We start from the raw sequence: 14328 nt of genomic DNA on the forward strand, positions 1-14328 counted from the left end.
TGCTCCACGGCGCGTCTGAGAAGAAAAAAGTTTCAGTCTTAAACCTTGAACACGGCTTTTGTAAGCGTAACAAGATGGCCGCACCACCCTGAGTGGTGCCAGTAACACTCTGACTGTGAAGAAGAAGGCAACATGACATCATCCATGCCTGCTGGGCAAACGTCATTATTAGTACAGATGACACAGCGCCTCGCGCTGTCCGACACCCACTTCCGTCGGATATGTCAATTGATATACCAGCGCGCCGGGATCGTGCTGGCTGAACATAAGCGGGACATGGTCTACAACCGTCTGGTTCGACGTCTGCGCACGCTTGGGCTGGATGATTTTGGACGCTATCTCAGCATGCTGGAGGCCAACGCCAACAGCGCCGAGTGGCAGGCGTTTATCAACTCGCTGACCACGAACCTGACGGCGTTTTTCCGTGAAGCGCACCACTTTCCGGTGCTGGCGGAGCACGCGCGTAAGCGTTCGGGCGAATACCGCGTCTGGAGCGCCGCGGCATCGACCGGCGAGGAGCCTTACTCCATCGCCATTACGCTCGCCGATACGCTAGGCACCGCGCCGGGCCGCTGGAAAGTCTACGGCACGGATATCGATACCGAAGTGCTGCAAAAGGCGCAGAGCGGAATTTACCGGCAGGAGGAGCTGAAAACCCTCTCGCCGCAGCAGATGCAACGCTATTTTATGCGCGGCACCGGGCCTCACCAGGGGCTGGTGCGCGTGCGTAACGAACTGGCGAACCAGATTGAGTTCGCCTCGCTGAACCTGCTTGATAAGCAGTACAACGTACCAGGGCCATTTGACGCGATTTTCTGCCGCAACGTGATGATTTATTTCGATAAAGAAACACAGCAGGAGATCCTCAAACGCTTTGTTCCGCTGCTGAAGCCGGGCGGTCTGCTGTTTGCGGGCCACTCAGAAAACTTCAGTAACCTCAGTCGGGAGTTCTCGCTGCGCGGTCAGACGGTGTATGCCCTGAGTAAGGAAAAAGAATGAGTAAAATCAGAGTGTTGTCAGTAGATGATTCGGCGCTGATGCGTCAAATCATGACCGAAATTATCAACAGCCACAGCGATATGGAGATGGTGGCGACGGCGCCGGACCCGCTGGTGGCGCGCGATCTGATTAAGCAGTTCAACCCGGATGTCTTAACGCTGGATGTTGAAATGCCGCGCATGGATGGACTCGATTTCCTGGAAAAACTGATGCGCCTGCGCCCGATGCCGGTGGTGATGGTTTCCTCGCTGACGGGCAAAGGCTCTGAAGTGACGCTGCGCGCGCTGGAGCTGGGCGCGGTGGATTTCGTGACCAAGCCGCAGCTTGGCATTCGCGAAGGGATGCTGGCTTACAGCGAACTGATTGCCGATAAAGTGCGTACCGCCTCGCGTGCGCGGATCTCCGCCCGCCTGCCGGACGCGGTGCCGAAAACGCTGAAAGCAGGCCCGCTGTTGAGTTCGGAAAAACTGATTGCCATTGGTGCTTCCACGGGCGGCACCGAAGCGATTCGCCATGTGCTCCAGCCGCTGCCGCTCTCAAGCCCGGCGGTACTGATTACCCAGCACATGCCGCCTGGATTTACCCGTTCTTTCGCCGAGCGACTGAACAAGCTGTGCCAGATTAGCGTGAAAGAAGCCGAAGACGGCGAGCGCGTGCTGCCGGGCCATGCCTATATCGCCCCGGGCGATAAGCATATGGAGCTCGCGCGCAGCGGCGCTAACTACCAGATAAAGATCCACGACGGGCCGCCGGTTAACCGGCACCGTCCGGCCGTGGATGTGTTGTTTCACTCCGTAGCCAAACATGCGGGGCGCAACGCGGTGGGCGTGATCCTCACCGGGATGGGCAACGATGGCGCGGCGGGAATGCTGGCGATGCACCAGGCGGGCGCCTGGACCATCGCTCAAAACGAAGCGAGTTGTGTGGTGTTCGGCATGCCGCGTGAGGCCATCAATATGGGTGGCGTCAGCGAAGTCGTCGATCTAAGCCAGGTCAGCCAGCAGATGCTGGCGAAAATCAGTGCCGGACAGGCAATACGTATTTAACGAGGAGTACAGTTTTTATGGCGGATAAAGATCTCAAGTTTCTGGTTGTGGATGACTTCTCCACCATGCGCCGCATTGTACGTAACCTGCTCAAAGAGCTGGGTTTCAACAACGTAGAAGAAGCGGAAGATGGTGTGGATGCCCTCAACAAACTGCAGACCGGTGGTTTCGGTTTCGTGATTTCCGACTGGAACATGCCCAACATGGATGGTCTTGAGCTGCTCAAAACCATTCGCGCCGATGGCGCTATGGCATCCATGCCGGTACTGATGGTGACGGCGGAAGCCAAGAAAGAGAACATCATCGCGGCAGCGCAGGCAGGCGCCAGCGGCTACGTGGTAAAACCGTTCACCGCGGCGACGCTCGAAGAAAAACTGAGCAAGATTTTCGAAAAACTCGGCATGTGAGGACAGGCAGATGACGGCATCGATAAAACCGACTGACGAGCATTCGACTGGCGACATTATTGTCCGTATCGGCAGTCTTACCCGCATGCTGCGTGACAGTCTGCGCGAGCTGGGGCTTGATCAGGCGATTGCGGAAGCGGCGGAAGCTATCCCGGACGCGCGCGACCGTCTGGATTACGTAGTACAGATGACAGCGCAGGCCGCCGAACGCGCCCTGAACTGCGTCGAGGCTTCGCAGCCTCACCAGAACAAACTGGAAAGCGACGCGAAAGCGCTGAGCGGCCGCTGGGACGAGTGGTTTGAGAACCCGATCGAACTGAGTGACGCGCGCGAACTCGTGACCGACACCCGCCAGTATCTGGCAGAGGTGCCGGATCATACGAGCTTCACCAACGCCCAGCTTCTGGAAATCATGATGGCACAGGATTTCCAGGATCTGACCGGTCAGGTGATCAAGCGCATGATGGATGTTATCCAGGAGATTGAGCGCCAGCTTCTGATGGTGCTGCTGGAGAACATGCCGGAGCCGAACGCGCGCGCCAAGCGCCCGAACGACAGCCTGCTCAACGGCCCGCAGCTGGACGCCACCGCCGCAGGCGTCGTGGCAAGCCAGGATCAGGTCGACGACCTGCTCGACAGCCTGGGGTTCTGATCCCCTTAACCCTCCCTTCGGGGAGGGCAGTAAAGCGCGAAACAACCACCGGTTTTGCGCTTTTCTCTTCCCATTAGCTTTTCCCGCCTCTGGCATGCTAGCTGCGTGATAGTAGCTGCGAGAATCGAATCGTGTCAGACGATAGCGACGACAAAACAGAAGCCCCCACACCCCACCGACGAGAAAAGGCGCGAGAAGAAGGGCAGATCCCCCGTTCCCGTGAACTGACCTCCATGCTGATGCTGCTGGTTGGCGTCGCGGTGATTTGGGTAGGCGGTTCGCTGCTGGCGCGTCAGCTGGCGGCGATGCTCTCTCACGGCCTCCATTTCGATCACAGCATTATTAACGACCCGAAACTGGTGGTCGGACAGATTAGCTTTTTGATAAAGCAGGCGCTGGTGGCGCTGGTTCCGCTGATTATGGGCGTGGTGATTGTGGCGCTGTTTGCCCCGATGCTGCTGGGCGGCCTGCTGTTTAACACGAAAGCCGTGGCGTTTAAGCCTGAGAAGCTCAACCCGCTGCCGGGCATTAAACGTATTTTTTCATCGCAGTCGCTGGCCGAGCTGCTCAAGGCGATCCTGAAGTCGGTACTGGTGGGCATCGTGACCGGGGTTTTCCTCTGGTACAACTGGCCGGACATGATGCGTCTCATCAGCGAATCGCCTGTCGCCGCCATGCGTAATTCGATGAATCTGGTTGCGCTCTGCTGCATCCTGATTGTGATGGGCCTGGTGCCGATGGTGGGCTTCGACGTGTTCTGGCAGATAGTCAGCCACACCAAAAAATTACGCATGTCGCGCCAGGATATCCGCGATGAATTCAAGAACCAGGAAGGTGACCCGCATGTCAAAGGGCGCATTCGCCAGCAGCAGCGCGAAGCGGCCCGTCGTCGCATGATGGCGGACATACCGAAAGCCGACGTTATCGTCAACAACCCGACGCACTACTCGGTGGCGTTGCAGTATGACGAGAACAAGATGAGCGCCCCGAAAGTGGTGGCCAAAGGCGCAGGGCTGGTGGCGCTGCGTATTCGCGAAATTGGTAATGAACATCGAATTCCGATGCTGGAAGCGCCGCCGCTGGCGCGCGCGTTATACCGGCACGCGGAAATCGGTCAGCAGATCCCAGGGCAGCTCTACGCTGCCGTGGCGGAAGTGCTGGCATGGGTATGGCAACTCAAGCGCTGGCGTCTGGCGGGCGGCTTGATTCCGAAGAAACCTGAAAACCTTCCGGTGCCTGAGGCGCTGGATTTTTTGAACGAGAAGGACACTGATGGCTAATCTGGTGGCAATGCTGCGCCTGCCTGGCAATTTGAAATCGACCCAATGGCAGATCCTCGCCGGGCCGGTTATCATCCTGATGATCCTGTCGATGATGGTGCTGCCATTACCGGCCTTCATCCTGGATTTGCTGTTCACCTTTAACATCGCGCTTTCCATCATGGTGCTGCTGGTGGCGATGTTCACCCAGCGCACGCTGGAGTTCGCGGCGTTCCCGACCATTCTGCTGTTTACCACCTTGCTACGTCTGGCGCTGAACATTGCGTCCACGCGTATCATTCTGATGGACGGCCATACGGGGGCGGCGGCTGCGGGTAAAGTGGTGGAGGCGTTCGGCCACTTCCTGGTCGGCGGCAACTTCGCTATCGGCATCGTGGTGTTCATCATTCTCGTCATCATCAACTTCATGGTTATCACCAAGGGTGCGGGGCGTATCGCGGAAGTGGGCGCGCGCTTCGTCCTTGACGGGATGCCAGGCAAACAGATGGCTATCGACGCCGACCTTAACGCCGGGCTTATCGGCGAAGAGGAAGCGAAAAAACGCCGTACTGAAGTGACACAGGAAGCCGACTTTTACGGCTCGATGGACGGTGCGAGTAAGTTCGTGCGCGGCGACGCCGTCGCGGGCCTGCTGATTATGGCGATTAACATTATCGGCGGCCTGCTGGTGGGTGTGGTGCAGCACGGTATGCCGATAGGACAGGCGGCGGAAAGCTATACGCTTTTGACCATCGGTGACGGCCTGGTGGCACAGATCCCGGCGCTGGTGATTTCGACCGCGGCGGGCGTTATCGTGACCCGCGTCGCCACCGATCAGGACGTTGGCGAGCAGATGGTCGGCCAGCTGTTCAATAACCCGCGCGTTATGGTGCTGAGCGCCGCCGTACTCGGTCTGCTCGGTATGGTGCCGGGGATGCCTAACTTTGTGTTCCTGCTGTTTACCGCAGCGCTGCTGGGCCTCGCCTGGTGGATGCGCGGCCGCGAACAGCAGGCGCCTGCCGCGCCCGCGCCGGTTATCCAGCAGGATAATCCGCAGGCCGTGGAAGCGACCTGGAACGACGTGCAGCTGGAAGATTCCCTCGGGATGGAAGTGGGCTACCGCCTGATCCCGATGGTGGATATGCAGCAGGACGGCGAACTGCTGGGCCGTATCCGCAGTATTCGTAAGAAATTCGCGCAGGATCTCGGCTTCCTGCCGCCGGTAGTGCATATCCGCGACAACATGGATCTGCCGCCGGCCCGCTATCGCATTCTGATGAAAGGCGTCGAAATTGGCAGCGGCGAAGCCTATCCGGGCCGCTGGCTGGCGATTAACCCCGGCACCGCCGCAGGCTCTCTGCCGGGCGAGCCGACGGTCGATCCGGCGTTTGGCCTGGCCGCTATCTGGATTGAAAGCGCGCTGAAAGAGCAGGCGCAAATCCAGGGCTTTACGGTGGTTGAGGCAAGCACCGTGGTGGCGACGCACCTGAACCATCTGATCGCGCAATACTCCGCCGAACTGTTTGGCCGCCAGGAGGCGCAGCAGCTTCTCGATCGCGTGAGCAAAGAGCTGCCGAAACTGACCGAAGATCTGGTGCCGGGCGTGGTGACGCTCACCACGCTGCATAAAGTGCTGCAAAACCTGCTTGCTGAGAAAGTGCCTATCCGCGATATGCGCACCATTCTGGAAACGCTCGCCGAGCACGCGCCGGTCCAGAACGATCCGAACGAGCTGACCGCCGTGGTGCGCGTGGCGCTGGGCCGCGCGATTACTCAACAGTGGTTCCCTGGTAACGACGAAGTGCAGGTCATTGGGCTTGATACGTCGCTTGAGCGTCTGCTGCTGCAGGCGTTGCAGGGCGGCGGCGGTCTGGAGCCGGGCCTTGCGGATCGCCTGCTTGAGCAGGCGCAAGAGGCGCTGTCGCGCCAGGAGATGCTCGGCGCGCCGCCGGTACTGCTGGTGAACCACGCGCTGCGTCCGTTGCTGGCGCGTTTCCTGCGCCGCAATCTGCCGCAGCTGGTGGTGCTCTCGAACCTTGAGCTGTCCGATAACCGCAACATTCGCATGACGTCGAGCATCGGAGGTAAATAATGCGCGCGCGCTTGTTAATGGCATTACTGACGCTGCCAGTTCTGGCGAACGCCGCAGGAGAGGGTGCCTGGCAGGCGAGCGCGATGGGGCCGGTATTAAGCCAGCGCGGCATGGCGGCCTCGTCACCGCTGCTGGCGCCCGATTCCCCGCCGCCGCAGGGCGTGATGACGGTCGTGGTGTGGCGTTATGAGCTGGCTGGCCCGACCCCTGCGGGCATGGTGGCGCGGCTCTGCTCGCAGACCCGCTGCGTGGACGTGGACGACCAGACCGGCACCACGCGCGCGTTTAGCAATGTTTCCGCCGCCGAGCCGCTGCGCTTTATCTTTGAAGTGCCGGGCGGCGGCAGGCTCTGGCCTGCGCTGGAAGTGCGCAGCAGCCAGGTCATCGTCAATTACCGTTAACACTCTTCTGTAAAACGCGCCGCCGCGCGTTTTCTTTTTCCGGCCGCCCGATTTTTGGCGGCTGGCTCGCAGTTCTGAACTCCCGCTTTGAACACTTCGAAACGCTGTTTTATAAATCAGTGAAGCCGGTGGCAGCGCTCTTTGTATTTTTGCCAGTTTTCCGTTTCAGGTGGCAGAAAAGGAAAGGTTTCCCACCCGCCATACTTTTACTTTAGCCCTGATAGCTCTGCGGTTTGCCGCAGAGCTCCACATAAAAATACACAGGGTGACGGCGATGAAAACGCGTAAACCAGGACTGGCAAATTACCTTGCCTACGGGTCAGGAGACTTCCTCGGCGCAGGAACGACCGCCCTCACGGCAGCGTGGCTTCTCTATTTCTATACCACCTTCTGCGGCTTAACACCGATTGAGGCGACCTTCATTTTCGCGGCGGCGAGGGTCGCTGATGCCGTGGTCAGCCCGCTGATGGGCTTTCTTACGGATAACTTTGGCACCACCTGGCTTGGCCGCCGCTTTGGCCGCCGGAAATTCTTTATCCTGCTCGGCATTCCCTGCGTTTTTAGCTACTCGCTGATGTGGGTGGGGGATATGGGGTTCTGGTACTACCTGCTGACGTATCTGCTGTTTGACATCGTCTACACCATGATTCTGGTGCCTTACGAAACGCTGGTGCCGGAAATGACCGACGATTTCAAACAGAAAACCAAATTCTCCGGCGCGCGCATCTCTATGGCGCAGATGTCCGCCATTCTGGCGTCGTTCCTGCCGGGCGTGCTGCTGACGCACTTCGGGAAAGATAACGCGGTGTCGTTCTTTTATGCGAGCCTGGTCTTTTCGGTGCTCTGCGCGATTATGCTGACGCTGGTGTGGATCTTCACCTGGGAGCGCCCGCGCGAAGAATGGTCGGACGCCGCACTGCGCGCTGAAGAAGAGAAGAAACACCTGACGCTCGGCCAGAGCCTGCGCCGTCTGGTGGTTGAACTCTCCTCCACGTTGCGCATCCGTATTTTCCGCCAGCATCTTGGCATGTATCTCGGCGGCTACATCGCCCAGGATGTGTTCAACGCCGTGTTTACTTACTACGTGGTATTTGTGCTGATGCAGGAGGCGTCTGTCGCCTCTAATCTGCTCGGCACCATGGCGATTTTCCAGTTTATCGCCGTTATCGCGATGATCCCGCTCTGTATTCGTTTCGGGCCGGCACCGTCTTACCGCATGGTGGTCGTGCTCTTTGGTTTAAGCTCGCTCTCTTACGCGCTGCTCTATTACACCGGCATGAGCGATATTTACTCGCTGCTGTTGCTGGTTTCCGCGCTGGCGGGCCTCGGGCGCGGCGGCATTAACTATGTACCGTGGAACACCTACACCTATATCGCTGATGTCGATGAAGTGGTCACCGGGCAGCGCCGCGAAGGGATTTTCGCGGGCATTATGACGCTTACCCGTAAAGCCTCGCAGGCGGGCGCGGTGATGCTGGTGGGGATTGTGATGCAGATGTCCGGCTTTGTCTCCGGCCAGAGCACCCAGGCGCCGGCGGTGAGCCATACCATTCTGACCATTTTAAGCGTCGGCACCATAGCCGTGCTGGCCTGCGGTTTCCTGATCTCTCTGCGCTTTAAGCTCAACCTGAAAACCCACAGCATCCTGCGTGAAGAGACCGCGAAGATGCGCGCCAGCGGCCGCGTGATGCCGGAGAGCATCAGCCCCGCGAACCGCGCGACGGTGGAGATGCTGGCGGGTATGCCTTATGAAAATCTGTGGGGGAACAACAATATTGGCTTCCTGAATCGCAACAAACCGGCGGCGCAACCGCTGAAAACCCCCACTCCCGAATTCGATACGACACAGAGGTTAAGTTAATGATTGTCTGGCCTGTAAAACACAGCCCGCTGCTGCGTCAGCCGGAGCGCTTCATTGCCCGTGATGAACTCAAGGCAATGATCCATAAAATTACCGACAACCTGATCAACATTAAGGATGAAACCGGACAGTTCCTCCTGCGCCTCGATGACGGCCGCGTGATTGACACCAAAGGCTGGGCTGGCTGGGAGTGGACGCATGGGGTCGGGCTGTACGGCATCTATCAATATTACCGCCAGACCGGCGATGACCGGATACGCGCGGTGATTGACGACTGGTTCGCGGCGCGCTTTGCCGAAGGCGCCACCACCAAGAACGTCAACACGATGGCTCCGTTCCTGACGCTGGCGTACCGCTATGAAGAGACGCGCGACCCCACGCTATTACCCTGGCTTGAGAGCTGGGCGGAGTGGGCGATGTATGATATGCCGCGCACCGACCAGGGCGGGATGCAGCACATTACGCTCGCCGAAGAGAATCATCAGCAGATGTGGGACGACACGCTGATGATGACCGTGCTGCCGCTCGCGAAAATCGGCAAGCTGCTCGGGCGGCAAGAGTATGTCGATGAGGCGGTCTATCAGTTCCTGCTGCATGTCGAGAACCTGATGGACAGGGAGACGGGGCTGTGGTTCCACGGCTGGAATTACGAGGGTTGCCATAACTTCGCTAACGCCCGCTGGGCGCGTGGCAATAGCTGGGTGACTATTGTTATCCCCGATTTTCTTGAGCTGATGGACTGGCCGGAGCGTCATCCGGTGCGCCGTTATCTGACGCAGGTGCTGGCGCGCCAGGCGGCGGCGCTGGCAGAGTGTCAGGATGAAAGCGGCCTGTGGCATACGCTTCTGGACGATCCGAATTCCTACCTGGAGGCATCCGCCACTGCCGGTTTCGCCTGCGGCCTGCTGAAGGCGGTGCGCAAGCGCTATATCGGCAAGGAATACGGCCTGGTGGCGGAGAAAGCTATCAAAGGCGTCGTGGCGAATATTTCGCCGCAGGGCGAGCTTTTACAGGTGTCGTTCGGCACCGGTATGGGAAGCGATCTCGATTTCTACCGCCAGATCCCGCTCACGTCGATGCCCTACGGCCAGGCGATGGCTATTCTGTGCCTGACGGAATACCTGCGCACTTATCTGTAACGCTCTCCGCCGTGCGCTGACCCCCACCGCGCGGCGGACATTTGATTATACTTACACCGCTTTTCATGTTTAATTCCACGTCACGTTCCACGCTCTGTTCTCCACTTAACCCGTAAGACATTTAAGTCATCAGCATTAGCTTATTTATACAGCCCACCTCTTCTTATGACTCTGATGATATTTACAATGTGCTTATGCGGCCATTATTAAATTTTCAATATTAAATTACTCCAAAAAAGTAATTTGTTGTTACTTGTTTCTTTGTTGTCATTCTTTAAAATGCCAGCCGCACTGCCATTATTGTTGATTTAATTTAAAAGAAACAATAACCAGGTAATTCCCGCAATTTCACCGCTATGACGCCGTGATTCTTTACTGCACACGAAAGTATTTCTTCATGTGCGGTTTATAAATGCATTTCGCCCAGTGTCTTTATGTCACGCTATTACCTACACAGGTATTAGCCAGACAGAAGGACATGGCTTGCGTCTGGCCACACAATTGCTTAACTGATAATGCATTCGCATATCTTTCTGAATTCTGGAGTGCTGCCGGCAGGGCAGTACCGATCTGCGAAGCCGTTAATCCTGATGGATCATAGAAATGAACCACTATCCTTTACCTCCAAGGCCGGACGCCCAGATAAATGCGCTGATTAACGCCTTTCATTGTCACGGTACGATCAAAGAATACCCGCGCGGCTCTTGTCTGGCGCACAATGAAGAGTCGATAAATATTTTGCTGACAGGCAGTCTTGCAATGACCAGGGATTGGGATAACCTCATTTTCTTTGAAACGAATCGGCCAAATATTTTGGGTATTTCTTTGCAACCCAATAATGCACGGTTTGAGCATTTTCGACTAATAATAAAAGAAGATAGCCTTGTGAAAAGGATTAGCCGTGCGGATTTTTTCAACGTTATCGAATCTCAAAGTTTGTGGAAGGAACTCAGCCACGCTGTCTCTTTTTATTATCATGTTTTGCTCTGGAAGAGTTATCATTTTTTTGCCGCGGATTCGTATATGCTGGTGAGAAAATCGCTAATTACTCTTAGCGCAATTCCGCTCGATCACCGGATGAATATAAACGCCAGCCAGTATATAACGAGCACCACTAATTTATCGAAAAGCTACGTGATGAAGGTGATTCAGGAGTTACGCAAAGGCGGGTATATCGACATCCAGCGCGGCCGTCTGATCTCCATCGGTAAGTTGCCACAAAAATATTAATCCCCCGCCAGCGCTAATAAAAAGGCCCGTCGGTGACGGGCCTTTTTTTACGCGTGAGAACAGGGTTTACATGCGTTCGACGGTTTCGATGCCGAGCGTATCCAGACCGAGTTTCAGCGTTTTCGCGGTCAGGAGCGCCAGTTTCAGGCGGCTCTGGCGCAGCGCGTCAGTTTCAGCGGTAAGAATAGGGCAGTGCTCGTAGAAGCCGGAGAACAGACCCGCCAGATCGTAAAGATAAGCACACATCACGTGCGGCGTACCGTCACGGGCGACCACGCCCAGCGTCTCTTCAAACTGCAGCAGGCGCGCGGCGAGCTGCGCTTCACGATCGTCCTGAATCACTACCGGGGCCGTCAGTTCACTTTCTGACACGCCTGCCTTGCGGAACACCGACAGCACGCGGGTATAGGCATACTGCATATACGGCGCGGTGTTGCCCTCGAAGGCCAGCATGTTATCCCAGTCGAAAATGTAGTCGGTGGTGCGGCTCTTCGAGAGATCCGCATATTTCACCGCGCCGATGCCGACCGCATTCGCCAGTTTTTCCAGCTCGTCGGCAGGCATATCCGGGTTCTTCTCCGCGACCAGACGGCGCGCACGATCCAGCGCTTCGTCCAGCAGTTCGGAAAGTTTAATCGTGCCGCCCGCGCGGGTTTTAAACGGTTTGCCGTCTTTGCCGAGCATCATGCCGAACATGTGGTGCTCCAGCGGGACGGATTCCGGCACGTAGCCCGCTTTACGCACGATGGTCCACGCCTGCATCAGATGCTGGTGCTGGCGGGAGTCGATGTAGTAAAGCACGCGGTCGGCGTGAAGGGTTTCATAGCGGTACTTCGCGCAGGCGATATCGGTCGTGGTGTAGAGGTAGCCGCCATCCTTTTTCTGGATGATGACGCCCATCGGCTCGCCTTCTTTGTTTTTGAACTCATCCAGGAACACCACGGTGGCGCCTTCGCTCTCCACCGCCAGCCCTTTGGCTTTCAGATCGGCGACGATACCGGGCAGCATCGGGTTATAGAGGCTCTCGCCCATGACGTCGTCGCGCGTCAGGGTCACGTTAAGACGCTGATACGTTATCTGGTTCTGCGTCATGGTGATGTCAACCAGCTTGCGCCACATCTCACGGCAATATTCATCGCCGCCCTGCAGTTTCACGACGTAGCTACGCGCGCGCTCGGCGAAGGCTTCATCTTCGTCGTAATGCTTTTTGGCTTCGCGGTAGAACCCTTCGAGATCCGAGAGCGCCATCTCGCCGGCGTTTTCCTGCTGCTGTTTCTCAAGATAAGCAATCAGCATACCGAACTGGGTGCCCCAGTCGCCGACGTGGTTGGCGCGAATGACCTTATGCCCCAGGAACTCCAGCGTACGTACGGAGGCATCGCCGATGATGGTGGAGCGAACGTGGCCCACGTGCATCTCTTTGGCGACGTTCGGGGCGGAGTAATCCACCACGATGGTCTGCGGCGCGCTGACTTTTTCCACGCCCGCTCGATCGGAGGCGACAGCGGCTTCGATGTTTTTCGCAAGGAACGCCGGGTCGAGGAAGATATTGATAAAGCCAGGGCCTGCGATTTCCGTTTTCGCGGCGATCCCGGTGAGATCCAGATGGGCCAGAGCCTGCTCGGCGAATTGTCGCGGCGGCATGCCCAGTTTTTTCGCGATAGCCATCACGCCGTTAGCCTGATAGTCGCCGAACTGCGCTCTGGCTGACTGACGAACCTGCGGTTCGCAATCCGCAGGCGCACCTGCGGTAATCAGCGCCTGACTGACTTTTTCTGAGAGAAGAGCCTGAATATTCACCGGGATACCTTACGTTAATAACGCTGCCTGTCGAAGGCGGCAGCGTGCGGTCTTAAGAAAAAAGAGGGCAAAAGTATACTGCATTTAGGCGGCGACGTCAGCACCGGCGGGCAGGGCGGCGCGCGCTGGAGCGCGGGCGTTAAACAGGGTAGATTAGCGCCTTTGTCACCGTACGGGAAAAGCCAATGATCCACTGGCACACATCAGAAGAACTCCAGGATATCCGCGTGGATCTGCCGCGCTTTGAAGCGGCGTTACAGACGCTCGCCGGGCGTCTCGCGCTCGATATTAACGACCTGTATGCCGATCATATTTCGCTGCGCTGCCACCAGAACGCGACCGCCGAGCGCTGGCGGAAAGGGTTTGAGCAGTGCGGCACGCTGCTTAGCGAAAACGTTATTAATGGCCGCCCCATCTGTCTTTTTCGCCTTGATGAGCCGGTCTGCGTCGGGCCGTGGCGCTTTACGGTTGTTGAACTGCCGTGGCCTGGCGAGAAACGCTACCCGCATGAAGGCTGGGAACATATTGAAATCGTGCTGCCCGGCGCGCCCGAAACGCTTAACCAGCGCGCGCTGGCGCTGCTGGGCGACGAAGGGTTGATGGCACCGGATATCTCAGTAAAAACCAGTTCGCCTGCGGGCGAGCATGAGCGGCTGCCGAACCCGACGCTCGCCGTCACCGACCGCATCGTCACCATCAAATTCCATCCGTATTCCATCGAAGAGATTGTCGCAAGCGAGCAGCCGTAACGTTTCGCTGTCACGCACGGGGCCAGACTGGCGCAAAGTCTGGCCCCGTTTTTTGTCTATAGTATTCAGGGGACCATTTCCCGCACGCCCCCGCATGAAAAGAGTAAGGAGAGACCCGACGCCTGTTTTCGACCCGATGGGAGAGACTCATGCAACAAACCGTAAAACGTACTGATCTCTGGATTAACCGCGATGAGCCTGGGCTGCGCCGCTCCCTGCTTATCCATCGCTCCGCCGAGGAGCTGTTTGATTTATGGCGCGCGCCGTCCACCCTGCCACGCATCATGGGACATTTCGCCCACATCACCATTCTCAGTAACACCGCGTCCCACTGGGCCGTGCGGATGCCGCTTGGCAAAACGGTCGAGTGGGATGCCTATATCACCGATGAAGAGCGCGGCCACTACATCAGTTGGGCGTCTGAGAAAAAAGCCACCGTGCCGAACGCCGGCAGGCTGACGTTTCGTCATATTTCGGACGAGCGCGGCACCGAAGTAACGCTGGCGCTGCACTTCGATCCGCCGGGCGGCTTTTTAGGCGAGTGGCTGTCGAAAAAAATCGATCTGGTGCCGGAGGCGATGCTGAGCCAGGCGCTGCGGCGCTTTAAAAGCCTCGCCGAGACGGGCGAAATTGCGACCAACAAACCGCAACCGGCGGGCCGTCACGACGGTATGGACAAGGTGGAGGAATAAC

13 protein-coding genes are annotated in these 14328 nt (G+C 57.5%); 12 read left to right on the plus strand and 1 reads right to left on the minus strand.

Annotated features, from left to right (window positions below):
- Positions 1 to 132 precede the first annotated feature (132 nt).
- From cheR to AFK66_RS07415, 10 genes are all read left to right on the plus strand, one after another.
- Complete coding sequence (gene cheR / locus AFK66_RS07370) at positions 133 to 999, plus strand: protein-glutamate O-methyltransferase CheR (protein ID WP_004388324.1); 867 nt, start codon at positions 133 to 135, stop codon at positions 997 to 999.
- Entirely contained in the window at positions 996 to 2045 is a 1050-nt protein-coding gene (locus AFK66_RS07375; RefSeq protein ID WP_004388325.1) for a protein-glutamate methylesterase/protein-glutamine glutaminase, read from the plus strand. Before cheR ends, AFK66_RS07375 begins: the two co-directional genes overlap by 4 nt.
- A 17-nt stretch (positions 2046 to 2062) precedes the next feature.
- A complete protein-coding gene (cheY, locus tag AFK66_RS07380; RefSeq protein WP_004388326.1) occupies positions 2063 to 2452 on the plus strand; it encodes a chemotaxis response regulator CheY in 390 nt (129 codons plus the stop codon).
- 10 nt (positions 2453 to 2462) lie between these two features.
- The gene (cheZ, locus tag AFK66_RS07385; protein WP_004388327.1) at positions 2463 to 3104 is read left to right on the plus strand and encodes a protein phosphatase CheZ; all 642 of its coding nucleotides are present in this window, start codon (positions 2463 to 2465) and stop codon (positions 3102 to 3104) included.
- Positions 3105 to 3235: 131 nt separating this feature from the next.
- Complete coding sequence (gene flhB / locus AFK66_RS07390; RefSeq protein WP_032968253.1) at positions 3236 to 4384, plus strand: flagellar biosynthesis protein FlhB; 1149 nt, start codon at positions 3236 to 3238, stop codon at positions 4382 to 4384.
- Positions 4377 to 6455 carry a flagellar biosynthesis protein FlhA gene (flhA, locus tag AFK66_RS07395; RefSeq protein WP_023898506.1) on the plus strand — a complete coding sequence of 693 codons (2079 nt, stop codon included), beginning with the start codon at positions 4377 to 4379 and terminating at the stop codon, positions 6453 to 6455. Before flhB ends, flhA begins: the two co-directional genes overlap by 8 nt.
- Positions 6455 to 6856 (plus strand): flagellar protein FlhE, encoded by a 402-nt coding sequence (flhE, locus tag AFK66_RS07400; protein WP_023898507.1) that lies wholly within the window; start codon positions 6455 to 6457, stop codon positions 6854 to 6856. The genes flhA and flhE overlap by 1 nt, the downstream gene beginning before the upstream one ends.
- A gap of 274 nt (positions 6857 to 7130) precedes the next feature.
- Positions 7131 to 8717: an MFS transporter gene (locus AFK66_RS07405; RefSeq protein WP_007775973.1), complete on the plus strand. Its 1587-nt coding sequence runs from the start codon at positions 7131 to 7133 to the stop codon at positions 8715 to 8717.
- Positions 8717 to 9856 (plus strand): beta-galactosidase BglB, encoded by a 1140-nt coding sequence (gene bglB, locus AFK66_RS07410; protein ID WP_007775972.1) that lies wholly within the window; start codon positions 8717 to 8719, stop codon positions 9854 to 9856. The genes AFK66_RS07405 and bglB overlap by 1 nt, the downstream gene beginning before the upstream one ends.
- Positions 9857 to 10459: 603 nt before the next feature.
- A complete protein-coding gene (locus tag AFK66_RS07415; protein ID WP_007775970.1) occupies positions 10460 to 11086 on the plus strand; it encodes a helix-turn-helix domain-containing protein in 627 nt (208 codons plus the stop codon).
- A gap of 66 nt (positions 11087 to 11152) precedes the next feature.
- Here AFK66_RS07415 and argS read toward each other — a convergent pair whose 3' ends face one another.
- Positions 11153 to 12886, minus strand: coding sequence for an arginine--tRNA ligase (gene argS, locus AFK66_RS07420; RefSeq protein WP_007775968.1), 1734 nt, complete (start codon positions 12884 to 12886; stop codon positions 11153 to 11155).
- Positions 12887 to 13071: 185 nt separating this feature from the next.
- On the opposite strand from argS, the gene AFK66_RS07425 reads away from it, so the two are divergent.
- Complete coding sequence (locus AFK66_RS07425) at positions 13072 to 13635, plus strand: VOC family protein (protein ID WP_023898509.1); 564 nt, start codon at positions 13072 to 13074, stop codon at positions 13633 to 13635.
- A 149-nt stretch (positions 13636 to 13784) separates the two neighbouring features.
- Positions 13785 to 14327 (plus strand): SRPBCC family protein, encoded by a 543-nt coding sequence (locus AFK66_RS07430; protein ID WP_023898511.1) that lies wholly within the window; start codon positions 13785 to 13787, stop codon positions 14325 to 14327.
- Position 14328 lies beyond the last annotated feature (1 nt).

The sequence above is a fragment of the Cronobacter malonaticus LMG 23826 genome (genome assembly GCF_001277215.2).
In the GTDB taxonomy this organism is placed as follows: Bacteria; Pseudomonadota; Gammaproteobacteria; order Enterobacterales; family Enterobacteriaceae; genus Cronobacter; species Cronobacter malonaticus.